We start from the raw sequence: 14,653 nt of genomic DNA on the forward strand, positions 1-14,653 counted from the left end.
CGCCCACACAACGGAAGCACAGATATTAGCCAAAAGAAAACATACTAAATATAGTGATATACTGCCCTACAAACCTTGTATTTAAAATCAAATCGCCATGATATAGACAGCAACTTGTACACTTATCAATAAATAATTCAAATAAGGCTCAAGCATATTGGCACCACCTAAAATTTCTGCTTTCCTATGGGGATTTCACAATTTATAGCCAAAGGCTTAATTTCTTCACGCCCTATTGGTCCTCTTGGAGACTCTTTGTAGCAGTTTTAGTTTTCGGAGTTCAACTCAAGTTTGTAAAGCTATAGTAATACTTGGTGTATCCAACAACATGAGATACACCCTAAGCCTACAAAAAAGTAACCGCAAAGATAGGCTGATTCAACAGATATTTTTTATCGCTAACCAGCCAAGTCCAGGATCTGGCTATCTAGAACCCAGCCGGATTGACACGGCCCTTTATATGCCTGCTCTTTATCAACAGGACTACTCACACCACAGTCTTCATCTCCAAGTGAAAAAACAACCCCTTTCCACTCCCCCTTATAAGAGCACGACCAAGCTATCTTCGGCTGATTAATAATATGGGAAACTGGATACTTCCCAGAGGGCCCCGTCCGTATTTCTGCCTTAGCCTGAATTCTACTTGTGGTCATACACGCATCAAGTCCCTCAATAGCACCGACCATTACCGGCACCGCCCCCTCACCGTTACAGTAAAGTGGTGCCAGTAGAATCAAAAAACCTATTCGGACTTTTATCTCACTAGAGCGCCGGCCACAGCTGCGCCCAAAAATAGAACTTAACTTTACAGTGGCTTGAATGACACTTTTAACAGCCTGCTGCCAGCTCAACTTGTACTGTATTTTCAACGTAATTATCCCAGTCATTTTAATATCTACAGCCCCATCAGGACTGTATTTATAAATATAAATTTTTAGAAAGGCTCTTTGACGCAAATGACCTATGCATAGCACAATCAACTAAGGCACTAGGAAAAACCTATTATCTTTCTTATGATTTCTAACACAACATCAGCCCCTACAATTCAACTGTACCAATCTAAAGCTACAACCTCTACAACCTTCCTATACTGTAGCATACACCACGCAATAACCACTCAACTGGTACCAAATCGCAAACTTACTTAATAGGGAGGGTCAATCTCTTTATTACAACACCTCAAAAGTACCGAATATTAGCTTGTGTGTATGAACTTGATAATACACTGACTTGAACATATAGATATCACGGTGCTAGCTAGAGCTCACTTCTTAAAATATTGCCACCATGTACGTACGTATAAAATAGAGCAAAAACTAGCATAATGTGATGCAAATAGCAGAGCTGCGCTAAGAAATTTTCGCTTCCATATTGAAAAAACGTTCATCCTCACCCTGCACGACAAAGCCATTTCTTTTATACAGCGCCACTGCGGGGCTGATCTTTAGCACTCTCAGCTTGAGCAAGTTTAAATTTGCCTCTAAAGTCTGGCGCTTTGCCTCTATCAATGCCGCTTTTCCAATTCCTTTACTTTGGAATATTGACAAAACTTGGAGATCCCTTAAAAAGCAGCAATCCTCCTCGAATTGAAGCCGCATTACCCCAACTACCTCACCATTATATAAAATATCCTGGTTTTCCAGGTTTTCTGTAACCTCAAGAACTTTAGATACATCCCAATCCGGAGCAAAACGCTGGTAATACGGGTGCATATTCTCAAAAGTGAAATTTGCAGCTCTTTTCAGATCTCTAGAGCGCATAAACGAGATATTCATCGATATTCTCAACAACAAAATAAGATATGGCTTAGTTTATAGGTTTTTACTTAACAGTGGAACTGGAGCGCAACGTAAAAATCATATAGACTGAAGCCTAGGCTCTTACAGCAACTGGAATTTCAACCGGGATTTCTTAACCATAGATTGTTTCTTTCAAGAAACTACAGTGTTTTTTACCACCCTTTGGACGGAAGGGATCAAGAAAAATCTTCAGCTGATGCATTTAGGTTTTCCGCACAAACTTGACATTATCACCCTGCGTGGATAGAGCTCCATATTGACCGAGTTTTCCTTATTTTTTTACCTGATTTTCTATATTTTTAATGCCCAGCTCCATTTTTGCACGAGCAGATGAGTTGGCCGAATGCACTTTAATTACAGGCGGCTTAAATCCTTGGGTGAAAACTGCTTCCTCAATCCACAAAACCACATCATAGCCAGTTCCATGATCATCATCACCCAAATCATGGTCGAGGCTTATTTCTGTGACTTTTTCCGTCTTGAGGAGTTCAACTGCCTCCTCTGGCCAATACACTCTCACCCATCCATCTGGGGTTTGCCGTTCATCATCTAAGTAAACTTTCATTGAGACTCTTTATTGCTATAACAACTTACCAAACTATCAATAAAGTGGAACCGCCTTGTAGACATCCATTTATTGCACTTAATTCTGCAACTTTATATTCGCCATTTCCGGTATAAGCCACTTCTCACCAGAACTACCAAAATCAATATAAATCAGGGTGCTGGCTTCATATGCTCGTATATCAATTACTACGCCAGCTCCAAACTTTGGATGAACCACAACTAAATCAATTTCAGCATTTTCATTCTCATTAATGTTCACTGACTCCATCTTATCTCCAGCCCAATAAGGATAGACATAATAGCCTCCAGCAACCGACAAGACTATCAACAGAAAAATAAGTTTTAATAAAAATTTCATAACATTATAAATAAATACAATTGGAATAGTAAAACATCCATACAGTCCCCATATTCCCGTACCACTAAATATAAACGTCAGACTGTATGACAATTCACTTTATCAATCTTCAACACACCATCAATATTGGCGCCCTATACCATTCAATGAGCAACCCCTGATCTACCTTTATATTCAACCCTTAATATGGCAACTATATACATTTTCACATAACTGCCTGTAACTTGGATCGGAAGAATCATCAATCTCCACTTTTGCATCTGCTACGGGTATATACAAGCCACTTTCTTCAGAAAACCATGATCGAATCTGTATATATACACCCTTCTTAGTTTTCCGTATTTCCTTTGAATTTAACTCCACTATCTCTTTAGGCCACCACTGGGCACCGAGCAGGCCAACCTCTTCACCTAAATTTAAAAACTCTGAGGAGATACTGCAGAGCTTTTCAACATCAAAGTCATCTTCATTGCTATGACAAGTACAGCTGGCAACCACTGAAACTAGAGCTAAGGCCAACAATCTCAAAAAATCAAAGACCATAAATATAACACCCGACACCCAAGTTATTAACTCGGCGGGCCTATTATTCAGTTCAGGATGGGATATTACTAAACATACCACCTAATTAATTATGTAGCACACAGGAACTATTAATCCGCCAGGTTAACAGGTATATCTTGAGCCCAAACTGAATTCAGCTATTAGCTACTCAAATAGCTCCTCACATGTATCGCATACGTAATAATTAACTTCATTATTACATTTTATACTACCAATTGCAGATGGCTGTAGTTTCCAATCACAAGCCAGACCATAAAATGTAAGCACGCCCTCCAGGTAACAAGGTGCCACATTGTAATGGTCATGTATTATCTTATATTCCACCTTTCTAGATTTCTTGAAAAATTGTTCAACTTCGCTATTGTTCAGATCAACATCAGATGGCTTGCAACTATCAATTAAATCTGTTTGAAAATCCTCCACATATACATCTGAAACTTTCTCTATAGGTGTGCAGGACATCATCGATGAACCTATAGCAATGAGAAGCAGCTTAAAATCTATTTTCATTTTACCGTACTCACCTCACCTGGTTTTTATATGATACTGCCGGGTTCCCATATACGTCCTCACCCTTGCCCTGCTTAATGTGAACCATCGAATTCACTGCATGCAGAACCAAGAATATTGGTGAATCCGCCACTGACACTTCCTGTAGGTAAAACCTACCCTTCCCTTCAAGAACAGCTTAATTTCACCCATGAAGATTCCCAATTGCCACTACAGGAGCAAAAAAATTTGACATATTTTTAGAAAAAATGTGTCAATTTTGGTATCGCTTATCTAGCATAGCTATACATTTACAGTAATTTCAATGGCTTCATCTTCAAACTCTAGCAACTTACATACCTCTAAAACAGTGGCTATAGCTATTTTGGGAATTTGGGCATCTGCTTTTAAAAAGATGATCATCTTATCGTTGCCATCATAGTCGTACCCATACTCTCGGACGGCTTTGCCAGTTAATTCTTCAACCTTACCAGGAATAATATATCTTAAGTCAGCATCTGGATTAGAAAGCAGCGCTGGATTTAGTGTTAGCTATATTTCCATTACAATACCTAATCCTTACCCTCTATAACACCGCTTTCAGCCACTGCCAAATACGGCGATTATTTTTCGGATTTCTACCAAATAAGTAACGGATTTAAAGGTCGTTTACAGCGCCTTGTTAGCACTACTATTTGCATGGTATAGAGAAGTCAACATGGTAGTGCTCATCATGCCTAACCCATGACCGCTTCGTAGAGAATTTAATATTCTCTCTCAGGTAGTGAGAGTATTTTGTTTTATATAAATTTGGCTGTAATTTTGGATCAAAAATCACTCGCCATATATCGTAGCCCTGCTTTTTGGCACTCTTGTGTAAAGCTACAACATGGGCAGCAATAGCTTCATAGTCAATGTACATACCATTATAGTGATCGTTGGTATCAAATTCTATGTCATAACCTAACTTATTTAATAAGTTAGTTGGCAAATGGACTGATTTGCCACTTTTATCCATTACAGGAGTCATAAAATCGACAGAAAGCCCGTTTCTATGGGTTTTATGGGGTTTGAATTGACCTCCATCTTTAAACCCGGTCTCTGCATATTTGTATACTTTCTTGGGTTGTTCCGTCTCTAAGTATTTATAAGCGGATACTATGATATCCCTTACTTCTGAATGCACGTAGGTGCGGCCAGCTAGTCTAGCCATGCTGCTATAGCCTACGTAGTTTTTTCCTTCCGATGGCAACTTCACCCCATTGGAAAGACTTCCATTGGAGGTTGTTCCGTAGCATGTACTCGTTTTCGCCCAAGCTACCAGCGGAAATATAAGTATAATTGTGAGAAAACATTTAATATTCATTATGCATTAACACCTAAAACACCACAACAAAAGTAAAGTGGCCGCTTTAATATCAGGTTCCTTTCTTATTACACACTGGTGAGCTGTGGATCATACCATACATCCTCGTACTCACCAGCAATCAACAGCCTATAACCTGACGGCAATGATAGGTACCGCTCCATTTCCGGAAGATATTTAGATATACGATCAACATGTAATGGCTTAAAAAAATCTACATCTTCAAGCATTTCTTCACCACACCAAATGTACCAACCACAAGTTCCATTTTCAGGGTTAAGTCGCAAGCCATTAATTGGTAATTTACCGATAGCTTCAATAGCTAAACCCAATTTTTGCCCCTCTTTACAGGGGAGCGGTGTTACATCATATTTTTTACATGCTCACTCATGGATTTGCACTATATTTTCCAAGATATATACCCAGCACAACGATGAAAATTAGCTAGCTTAGCTCGACTTTTTGAACAGTACTGCTTATTGTGTATTTTTGATTGACGCATATTCAGTATGGAATTGTTTGATCTTGTTAGTAATAGCTGGGATTTTTCAGATAAACTCTCATCCCACTTACTAATTAAAGTTGAGACCCGAAGATTCTCACTCACCCCGCAATTTTCAACTAAATCTTGCGACTTCGCCCTTAAAATATCAGCCTCCCAAGCCAAGATCTCATGGTAGTCTGACTTTACATGATATTTCCCGGAAAGCTCGTCAAGCTCAAGAGCTAATGCATTTCCTGTCTCTGCCAACGCTACTCTATTCATGTTTAATACACATAACCGAGGATGGAAGACACCTCACGACATCTCTCCTCCTGTATCATCAGGTATACGGGGCATGTGCCATAGCGGTTTAACGGACAGTCCCAGGTATCTAAAGGATCTACTTGCTAATACCCAGTAAAGGGTAGAACTTTATTGAGCAGCCATGATCCATGCATTATTTGTCCATATTTCATGCTAGAAAGCAATCAGCCCCCATTTGCTTAAATTGTTCCAACAACTACACTTTGCTTTTATGTGGTTCACTACCAACTATAACCTCCTTCGGAGAGGTCAAGCGACCAACTTAAGTAGTCCATTATTTCGTCGCACTCAAATTCGTCAATCTTCCCGGCTACAACATAGCAATACAAATATGCTGACACAAAATGATATTTGTATTGAAATTTAGGCTTCTCATCATTAAATTGCGACATTTCAGCCAACAACTGTTCGTTGTTTACATGATTTACTTGCGAATAAAATGCAGGAGCAAACGTATACATATTTTCCCTAGAGATTCTGTCATCCCCCTCAACAGCCTGAAGAGCCATGGAAAGCACTTTTTCAACTCTTTCTAGCCATTCTTTCATAGAATTCTCCGAACTATAAATACATAACACGTTCTGGTGTTTTATACACACCTTTCAGCCTAATTTAAAGCCTTCTTTGTGTAACAGCTTCACTAGCAGGCGGCTTCCCAAGTTCTGCCGAGATTCTGTAAATAAGGCCTTCAAGCGATGGCACAGTTGCCATGTTTGGCTATCTATTGAGCCACCACTACGATGGTACCAATCGTAATAGCTGCTCTTTTTTACCTGCATTTCTTTCGCAAAGAAGGCGCTGGCCTTTTTTAGGATTTCCTTTTCCATCCGCAAGCGCTTGTTTTCACGTCGCAACCGATCCAATTCAGCGTGCTCACCTGCATCCAATCTTACTCCGCTCTCTTCCTGCTTCAGCTCCTTTCCCCAGCGTCGCAGGTTATTAGCAGTGGTTCCTACCGCCTCTGCAGCCTTAGAAATCGAATAGCCTTGTTCAGAGACAAGAGCTACAGCGTCTTTCTTAAACTCCGGCTTGAATTACCGGCGTATACCTTTTGTTGTCATACGTCACCTCACTTGGTAGTTTTACCATCTTAGCGAAGTGTCCGGAAGTATTAGACTATTACAGATTGACCATGAACGAACAATACTCGACCTATAACCAGGGGCCCAGGCCCGCGATTTACAAGCGCTACGACGCGGGCTTTGAACCCCCCACCGGGGCAAAGATAAAGGCGGAGATTGCCCGCGCGGGATTGACCCGCGCCCAGGCGGCGGCCCTACTCGGCTATAAGTCCAGCCGCCAGGTGCGCAAACTCACCAGTGGCGAGAAGAATATTTCCTATGCAATGTGGCGACTGCTGTGCATTTATAGCGGTAGTATTTTGGTAGATACCAAAGCCACTTATAAGCCGGAAGCGCGGGAGCCGAAAGCCTAAAACTAACAAAAACCTCTATATCTATAGTTTTTTTGGCAAGCTGTTCGAAAGGGTTGCGGCTTAATTAGATAGGAAAGAGAGAGTGCCAGCGTCAAAGGGTTATATGCTTTGACGCTGGTGAACGTTAGTGAGGCCGATGGATAAAGCATTAGCGCACCCAGTCCACAGGATAATGCTGCCTTTGTTTGTTAGGCTCTTGACTGTGGGATTTCATTTTGCCACAGGTAGCACTCCAAATTAGTTTTACGCTTAAAGCACTCAAGCACATTTGTACTAATCTGCCAGCGCCTGCAGATTACCAATAACTTAATTATGGCCTCATCTGAAGGTGGTTGGTTAAAGCTGATGGTTAGCTCCATTCCATGACCTCGCACCTGCTTGTAACCAGGAAGATCATAGATGCAGGAAAAGAAAATATTTTCATCTTCCTGGTCATAGAAAGTTGGCCCGTCAATCGTAATATCCATACGTACACCTAACACCTAACGCCTAGCCTGTGTTTTATACGCATATTTGAACACTACTCGAAGTCCAATACAAAGAAATAGCCTAACTACCTGACTGGAATGTATGAAATTTAACCATTTGAGCTTTGCGGTAAATTTAGCGCCTCCCCTGGAGTCGAGCGCATATTAATTAGATAATTATCAGAACCCCTAGCTACTTAAGTAGCTGATCTTCCCTGTAGTAGATAGAACTGAAGTTCTCGATACTATCGTAGAGCCTATCGGAGTAGTAATTTTCACTGGAGAACTTGTATATAAAACTTAGCACTGTGGTTTGGGGCAGCCGAAGTAGCGCGTAGGCTGCCCCAGCCACGAAGTAGCGCGTAGGCTGCCCCAGCCACGAAGTAGCGCGTAGGCTGCCCCAGCCACGAAGTAGCGAACAACACCACCTTGTTAAGTGTGACCTTCAACACCAAACCTGCTTTTAATTAAGTTATTGATTATTTGTATATCAATTTCTCTGCCAGGCGAGCGATATTGGTTAGGGTTGGTGTTTACCCAACTTGCCACTACTTTGGAACCGCCAGCTGGAGAGCCCGCAAGCTGGAATCCAAAAATGTGATGCCCCGTCCAACTGCGGACGAAATACACCCAACCATTTTCAGAGTAGATAAACCACTTATCATCCATATCCTCAGGTTTATGCCCAGCTAGAATTTTTTCCGCATCGGCATCCCAGAAGAAGTTTTGATACCCAAGATCATCTTTCTCTTTAGGTAATGGCTCAGTTTTCCAGTCCTTCTTTTCTACCACTGTGCATCCTTACGCTTAATGTTCGCCACACAGGCGAGAAACTTGTTTCGAGTCCAAGGCACGGAGTGCCTGGATGTTCTGGCGCTTGTTATGCATTTTATAGTCCTCTCGCATGATGAATTACTTCAGACCATGGTTTATCAGAATGCCAGTTTTTATACGCCTCTTTCACTGGTAAATAATGTTTTGGAATATCAGACTTTGGTGCGCCACTGTATTCATAAGCCATGCCTTCTCTAAACCACTCGGGTCTTGTCATAGTTGAGACGACTCCGAGTTCAGAAAACTGAAACCAATGGATTAGCTCATGTTGCGTGATGTAGGATTGCCAAGAATTCGGACCGATAATAGTTCCTAGAAAAGGGTAAGAAATAGCTCGCTCATTACCACCTCCGAAAGATTCATAGCATTTAATAGTAGAGCAGTAGACGAAGTTAGGCCGAACCTCTAAATAGATGTCGTTGGCAAGTAGTTGCTCTATAGACTTTGTGAATATCTCAGTTGCTAGTATCATATTTTTTGAATTCTCGACGCATATGGAGTCATCACACACAACTCCATTTAGCTGCGGGAACAATAGTCTGATTGGTTTTACAAAAGACCAGCTCAGCGCAGGTATCAATACCAATAAGAGCATTAACGAAATTCGTTTCACCGCTCGACACCTTTATGCATAACACCAAGCTCACCTGCGGAGGCGCGATAACGCCAGAGTCGGGTGCAGAGTTTTGTTATATATTCTGATTGAGGCACTCAATTACTTGTTGCTCATAGCTTTGATTTAAGTAGTGATTAGAAACAAGATAACCGCCTCTAAAATTATAAAGGTGACCAAACAAGCCGTCCGCAACCTCTCTTGTAGTAACCAAGTTCGATTTAATACAAGTATGCCCGTCCTTTCCACCCCCTAGAAGATCGGCTATTAAAGCTGTCACCTCAACCCTAATACCATCAGGAACCGCTGGAGTTAAAGCCAGTGAAGCTATTTTTCCCGATAATTCTGTCATGCCTGATATGGTCTTACTATGTTTTCCACTCATATTTTCAGCATTATTAATATCAGCGTCAAGCTCTTCGATTTTCTCTTGGAATTCATATGTCTTTTCTTGAGTCAAAAATGTACAAACACGGACTTGTTTTCTAAAATCTCACCAACAGCATGCTTAGCCTCGACGAGACTATGGCTGGCAAAGCTTTGAAACAGCTTTGCGGCTTTAACTTTTTGAAAGCCTCGATGCCACCCCTCAATAATTACTGTGTAATCTTCCATATATCTCATGAAACATAACGAGGGTGTAGAAAAACTCAGCCCTCTTTTCGTACTGTGCTTCTACATGAAAATAGCCTACTCATCAGTGAAAGCTAGATCAGAAATCACGTAGAATCACCATTTATGGTTAATGTTTAATCACACCCAAGAAAGTAAAGACATAAATTAGTTTTTCTACAGCCTGAATTCCGCGATCTATGGCTAAAAAAGTGGCGCGTATTTTTGCTTTGCGAAAATCGTGACGCTTTTTGCTGTCCGCTGGAGCTACTTATTAACTTGTGATTATTCTACTGACCATGGATACACTCCATGTCACATGACTCATAAAATAATGTATTCTTGCATTCAGAACAATAATAGTATTTTGAATGAGCGCCATTATTAAAATTAATTAACCCCCTCCGAGCACGATCAATTTTCCAGGTTCCTTCAACGCCTGTTGACGTGATAAAACTCCCACTTGCATAGCAATTAGATGCAGTTAAATCGTGCGCATACTCTCTTGATGTTGCTGCTCGTGAATTCTTAAAAAATTCTATTATTTCAGATTTATTTACAATAAAGGCTTTACAAGATTCTGCTGTTTCATCAGAACTGATGTAACCAGAATAGGAGCCATTGTTAACAATATGAATGGATTTAAAGTCAAGCAATTGCTGAGCTTGGCTCGTATTATTAATGATTAAGCAACTTAGCGCCAAGGTAGTGAAAAACAATAGTATATATTTTACCATGATGCTGTAGCCGCCTCTGTTTTATTTTTATAAGAAACAGTAGGATGTCGAAATATTTCCGTTAGCGGCACTTTAAGAGAGAGCCTTAATTCTTGGATAAGCCATTTAAGAGAATCGCTTTGCTCTTTTGTTAATGCTTCATAGGTTCGCTTGTCGGGATCTGGTTCACTAACAGGGAGTGCCTGACCAACAATTTCAATCCCTATGCTATCTTGATTAGAAGGATACCTGTCTGGAACATTTTTTGCCATTTCTCTTCGGTGTGTGCCTGATGGATCAAATTTTTTGAGTAAGTTTAACTCTGTTGGTGAGCACGTCATTTCTGCGAGACAACGTGACCTGAGTTTACCCACATGCCATGTGTGCCTTGTCAATGAGGCTGTCTGATAGATTGTCCCGTCTTTGTCTATTAGAAAATGAGCACCTGACTTTCCAGAATTATAACTATTAAATGTTGATTTTGCGGTCGACCCTCCAGTTTGGTGTACTATTATTCCACGAACCTTGCTCATAGGCCCTTTTTCAATTGACAGGCTAATTTTTAATTTAATTCTTTTGTCAATCACCTTTCCATCTTTATCTATTGTAAGCATTATGCTCTCCTTTTTAATAAGCTAACGCTGAGGTTTGGGGCCGCAGTGTAGGAGAGAAGCTCCGGAACGGAGGTCCCAGCTGCAACGCGGTGACAACACCGATTTGTTGAACGAAGCCGCTTCGCGGCAGAATAAACGCCTCACAAGCTAAGCTCTTTTCAGTCCAATTCGGACTGAAGATTAAAGGAGCTTATCATGACACCTAAAGAGCAGCGCCGTTTCAACAGCCTTTATCAGCGCCATCTACGCACCCTAAAACTGCAAGGGCTCAGCGAGAGAACTATTGACGCTTACGCGCGAGCTGTGCGGCGCTTATCTGGGCATTTTAATGCCTGCCCCGATAAAATCTCAACCGATAAACTCGAACAATATTTTTCTGAGCTGGTGGACTCCCACTCTTGGAGTACCGTTAAGGTTGATCGCAATGGCCTACAGTTCTTCTGGAAGCATATCCTCAAGCGCGAGTGGCAGTGGCTGGATATCGTTAAAGTACCCAAAATTCAGTCGTTACCCGATATTCTCACGCCACAGGAGATTACGCAACTTATCGGGGCGGAACGTAAACTGCACTATCGTGTTTTTATTCTCACAACTTATTCCATGGGCTTGCGATTAAGTGAAACACTCGCTCTTGAAGTTGGGGGTATTGATGCAGGGCGCAAGCAAGTACATATCCGCCGAGGTAAAGGTCATAAGGGTCGCCGCGTCCCACTTCCAAATCTGACCTGCTGTACTCTACGCTCGCTTGCTATTTCCTTGCATTTCCGGCGATATGTCATGGGTACATCGGACCAGGACAACAATGAGCAGCCTATCTGTTAACCTGAGGAGGCTGTAATGCGCCTTGCCTCCGTGATCGAACATTATGAAAGTGCTCTACTGCAAAAGTATGGTACCCGTCTACTACCTGAGCAGCGCCGAGCCATAGCGGCTATTTGTCACTGCCGTACCACTATGGCTGGTGAAGCACTGTGGCAGTGCGGGGCCTGCTCTTACTCTCTACTGAGTCCACGCTCCTGCGGACATCGCAATGGCCCCCAATGTCAAAACCATGAGGCCAGTCAGTGGTTAGATCGACAGAGCCGCAAGCTACTACCGGTGGAATACTTTATAGTGACTTTTACCCTGCCAGCAGAACTGCGGGCATTAGCCTTGCAAGCAGCGGGATTACAGGTCCCCCACTCACCAGAGAACGGGCGCTACGGGCTTGTCCAACAACTGGATAAGATCGCGGCTACGCGCGATCTATCCTTATTCGTTGATCTATCCTTATTCGTTAGATGCATGTCCGTCAACCTGAGAAAAAACCATTTTCATTGCACCTGAATATTATTGTTTTCTAATAGGCTAGAAAACTCACTGACTAACTTCTCACTGAATTCGCCAATGCTCTCCAAATTATTGAGTTTGTCTAAATCACTAAGTGAGCTTGCTTCAAAAATATCATCTTCGCCATCCCAGAATGGGGATAAATTTCCATATATTTCTTCGCTGGCATCATATCTTAGCTCCTTAATGGTAGATAAGAGTTCTTGGGGAATGCTGATGCCCCTCATATAATCGAGAGCCTCTGGGATGATTTCGTAACCAGTTACAGAGATTTCTCTGTGATCATATTCCTTTGCAAATTTATAAATATCAAAAGCCGGAGTTAATGTTTTTCTTATATACATCAATTCATTGATAACCATTAGCTTGATGTTTATATCAATAAATTGATCCTCCCCCCCTGATGGAAGGGTATATTCAGGCTCAAGTTTTTCGTTTAATAAGGTTTTCAGTTCATTTATATAGTTAGTATTACCTTCTTGGGTCAAAATCGTGGCCAGTTCCCTTGCACCTTTTGATTTCACCAGAAGGCGCTTGCACTTGTGGCTATCTCCACCTAAATATAGCCATTCAATAGCAAAGCTTTTTTGACTGATACTCCAAGAATCAATTTTGGGCTCCATTTTCTCTACGATAGCACTAAGGTCTTTAGGTTTCGTTGTTTCCACATCGAACAGATCCAAAAATAATGTCCACGCCATACCATCATGATTTTCATCAATTGAAGCGCAAACATAGAGATCTAGAAGTTCTGCCATTATTTCGGGATGGTTTTCGGAGCGTTGAAGCACACTTAGGATAAGCCCGTTTCCAAATATAATGTTTCGAGAAACCGAGTCTAATATCAATGACTCGTAATGTTTGTAAGATTTATTCGAGTGGTAAAAATATGTACAAGCGAATACTTCTAAGAGCTTATATCCAGGTTGTTCTCCTTTATTATCTCTATACGCAGCTTGCGAATCAAATGACTGTAATATCTTATCATATATTTCGACTAGTATGGTTTGAGACTCATCGAAGACTTGCCTTAGACATTGCGGTGAAATGGCAGATCCGTCTTTCTGATTGAAAATCATGATCCATTGAAAGGCGATTTGGGATTGAGATCTGTCAGAGAAGTCAGCGCTAATAAGTCTTTCAGTCCATTCCTTAAAAACGAAATTTGCACCAGGTGTTGAACTACTTACTTTTAAAAGAAATTTGCCAATAGCTGCAAGCAATTGATTGCTTTTCTTCTCTTTGAGATCAACATTAGCAGCTAATAAGAGCAGCTGCTTAGTGATATCTTTAGCATCTGCAGATGATACAAGCTGAAAATCTAAAGTGAATTTATTTATAACCCCTGCGATCTTCTTCCCACCAGACTTGATGGCAAAGTTTAAATCTTTATTAGGGCCATCAATTGGTAATAAAAATTCGTCAAAGCTTTTAACGTCAATTTCCTTTGGTGGGTTAATCGGTTCTTTGTTTTTCTTCCTAAATCCGAACAAGTGTATTCCCTCGTCTCCATCGTAGTGGTAGGACAGCCGGTTACCCGACTGCCCCCGCGCAGATCCGGACGTGCGGAATTACCGCATCCGGCTCCTCAGTTATATTATTTACCGCGCAGCTAAATCCTATCAAAGCTATTCACTCCACCCATCTTCGCCTTTTCACCCAATGACTGAAGTGCATAAACTCAGATTCAACTGAATGTAATGCTTGCACTTTTGTTTTCATACAATATCCAGCCCTACATGTCCGATGTATGTATCAACTGCAAGCTCAATATAACTGCCAGCCCCTTCGCCCTGTAGACGGCTTTCCCGCCCTCCGACTACTATGAGCTGGTCCGACTCCCAAGACACCATCGTTCGTCTCGCTTATTCAGCTACACTGCCCTACCCATTCCTTTGGGAGTTACCTTGGGTCTCACAAGTTCTCATTACATCTCTGTATGCATGCCACGGCTTAAGAACTCCGCTAGGTCTCCACAATCTTGCCATTCAGGTAGCGAAAACAAATTCACTCCTGAGTCGATTGCTTTGCATGGACTTCGACCGCGTTACAAGCCTCGTCACCTAGAATTTGCATTTCGAA

19 protein-coding genes and 3 pseudogenes are annotated in these 14,653 nt (G+C 41.5%); 3 read left to right on the top strand and 19 right to left on the bottom strand.

Features of this window, described 5'->3' with window-relative positions:
- Positions 1-398: 398 nt before the first annotated feature.
- From ACJJIK_RS08110 to ACJJIK_RS08160, 11 genes and pseudogenes are all read right to left on the bottom strand, one after another.
- Positions 399-956 carry a hypothetical protein gene (locus tag ACJJIK_RS08110; protein ID WP_444944715.1) on the bottom strand — a complete coding sequence of 186 codons (558 nt, stop codon included), beginning with the start codon at positions 954-956 and terminating at the stop codon, positions 399-401.
- 393 nt (positions 957-1,349) lie between these two features.
- A complete protein-coding gene (locus ACJJIK_RS08115) occupies positions 1,350-1,775 on the bottom strand; it encodes a GNAT family N-acetyltransferase (protein WP_444930283.1) in 426 nt (141 codons plus the stop codon).
- A gap of 295 nt (positions 1,776-2,070) precedes the next feature.
- Complete coding sequence (locus ACJJIK_RS08120) at positions 2,071-2,364, bottom strand: cyclic-phosphate processing receiver domain-containing protein (RefSeq protein ID WP_444930282.1); 294 nt, start codon at positions 2,362-2,364, stop codon at positions 2,071-2,073.
- A gap of 78 nt (positions 2,365-2,442) precedes the next feature.
- The gene (locus ACJJIK_RS08125) at positions 2,443-2,724 is read right to left on the bottom strand and encodes a hypothetical protein (protein ID WP_444944716.1); all 282 of its coding nucleotides are present in this window, start codon (positions 2,722-2,724) and stop codon (positions 2,443-2,445) included.
- Positions 2,725-2,898: 174 nt separating this feature from the next.
- Positions 2,899-3,267 carry a hypothetical protein gene (locus ACJJIK_RS08130; RefSeq protein ID WP_444930280.1) on the bottom strand — a complete coding sequence of 123 codons (369 nt, stop codon included), beginning with the start codon at positions 3,265-3,267 and terminating at the stop codon, positions 2,899-2,901.
- Between the two features lie 165 nt (positions 3,268-3,432).
- A complete protein-coding gene (locus ACJJIK_RS08135; RefSeq protein ID WP_444930279.1) occupies positions 3,433-3,798 on the bottom strand; it encodes a hypothetical protein in 366 nt (121 codons plus the stop codon).
- Between the two features lie 670 nt (positions 3,799-4,468).
- Positions 4,469-5,143 carry a penicillin-insensitive murein endopeptidase gene (locus ACJJIK_RS08140; RefSeq protein ID WP_444944717.1) on the bottom strand — a complete coding sequence of 225 codons (675 nt, stop codon included), beginning with the start codon at positions 5,141-5,143 and terminating at the stop codon, positions 4,469-4,471.
- A gap of 68 nt (positions 5,144-5,211) precedes the next feature.
- Positions 5,212-5,511, bottom strand: a pseudogene (locus ACJJIK_RS08145) (immunity protein Imm33 domain-containing protein); the annotation flags it as partial.
- A 32-nt stretch (positions 5,512-5,543) separates the two neighbouring features.
- Positions 5,544-5,909: a hypothetical protein gene (locus ACJJIK_RS08150; protein WP_444930277.1), complete on the bottom strand. Its 366-nt coding sequence runs from the start codon at positions 5,907-5,909 to the stop codon at positions 5,544-5,546.
- Between the two features lie 263 nt (positions 5,910-6,172).
- A complete protein-coding gene (locus ACJJIK_RS08155) occupies positions 6,173-6,499 on the bottom strand; it encodes a hypothetical protein (protein WP_444930276.1) in 327 nt (108 codons plus the stop codon).
- A 54-nt stretch (positions 6,500-6,553) separates the two neighbouring features.
- Positions 6,554-6,973, bottom strand: a pseudogene (locus ACJJIK_RS08160) (transposase); the annotation flags it as partial.
- Between the two features lie 110 nt (positions 6,974-7,083).
- On the opposite strand from ACJJIK_RS08160, the gene ACJJIK_RS08165 reads away from it, so the two are divergent.
- Positions 7,084-7,386, top strand: a complete 303-nt coding sequence (locus ACJJIK_RS08165; protein ID WP_444944718.1) for a helix-turn-helix domain-containing protein — start codon at positions 7,084-7,086, stop codon at positions 7,384-7,386.
- Positions 7,387-7,574: 188 nt separating this feature from the next.
- Here the strand turns inward: ACJJIK_RS08165 and ACJJIK_RS08170 are convergent, their stop codons facing one another.
- The 7 genes from ACJJIK_RS08170 to ACJJIK_RS08200 form a co-directional block, all read right to left on the bottom strand.
- The gene (locus tag ACJJIK_RS08170; protein ID WP_444930274.1) at positions 7,575-7,853 is read right to left on the bottom strand and encodes a hypothetical protein; all 279 of its coding nucleotides are present in this window, start codon (positions 7,851-7,853) and stop codon (positions 7,575-7,577) included.
- Between the two features lie 432 nt (positions 7,854-8,285).
- Positions 8,286-8,645, bottom strand: a complete 360-nt coding sequence (locus ACJJIK_RS08175) for a hypothetical protein (protein ID WP_444930273.1) — start codon at positions 8,643-8,645, stop codon at positions 8,286-8,288.
- Between the two features lie 97 nt (positions 8,646-8,742).
- On the bottom strand, positions 8,743-9,300 hold the full coding sequence (locus ACJJIK_RS08180) for a hypothetical protein (RefSeq protein WP_444930272.1): 558 nt from the start codon (positions 9,298-9,300) through the stop codon (positions 8,743-8,745).
- Between the two features lie 76 nt (positions 9,301-9,376).
- Entirely contained in the window at positions 9,377-9,760 is a 384-nt protein-coding gene (locus tag ACJJIK_RS08185) for a hypothetical protein (protein WP_444930271.1), read from the bottom strand.
- Positions 9,757-9,915 carry a hypothetical protein gene (locus ACJJIK_RS08190; RefSeq protein WP_444930270.1) on the bottom strand — a complete coding sequence of 53 codons (159 nt, stop codon included), beginning with the start codon at positions 9,913-9,915 and terminating at the stop codon, positions 9,757-9,759. The genes ACJJIK_RS08185 and ACJJIK_RS08190 overlap by 4 nt, the downstream gene beginning before the upstream one ends.
- Positions 9,916-10,202: 287 nt before the next feature.
- Positions 10,203-10,649, bottom strand: coding sequence for a hypothetical protein (locus tag ACJJIK_RS08195; protein ID WP_444944719.1), 447 nt, complete (start codon positions 10,647-10,649; stop codon positions 10,203-10,205).
- Positions 10,643-11,242 (bottom strand): peptidoglycan recognition protein family protein, encoded by a 600-nt coding sequence (locus ACJJIK_RS08200; RefSeq protein WP_444944720.1) that lies wholly within the window; start codon positions 11,240-11,242, stop codon positions 10,643-10,645. Before ACJJIK_RS08200 ends, ACJJIK_RS08195 begins: the two co-directional genes overlap by 7 nt.
- A 195-nt stretch (positions 11,243-11,437) precedes the next feature.
- On the opposite strand from ACJJIK_RS08200, the gene ACJJIK_RS08205 reads away from it, so the two are divergent.
- Both ACJJIK_RS08205 and ACJJIK_RS08210 read left to right on the top strand, forming a co-directional pair.
- The gene (locus ACJJIK_RS08205) at positions 11,438-12,064 is read left to right on the top strand and encodes a tyrosine-type recombinase/integrase (protein ID WP_444944721.1); all 627 of its coding nucleotides are present in this window, start codon (positions 11,438-11,440) and stop codon (positions 12,062-12,064) included.
- Between the two features lie 15 nt (positions 12,065-12,079).
- Positions 12,080-12,394, top strand: a pseudogene (locus ACJJIK_RS08210) (transposase zinc-binding domain-containing protein); the annotation flags it as partial.
- A gap of 161 nt (positions 12,395-12,555) precedes the next feature.
- Here the strand turns inward: ACJJIK_RS08210 and ACJJIK_RS08215 are convergent.
- A complete protein-coding gene (locus tag ACJJIK_RS08215; protein ID WP_444944722.1) occupies positions 12,556-14,064 on the bottom strand; it encodes a DUF6892 domain-containing protein in 1,509 nt (502 codons plus the stop codon).
- Positions 14,065-14,653 lie beyond the last annotated feature (589 nt).

This window comes from Microbulbifer regidiadema (SeqCode) (genome assembly GCF_052466995.1).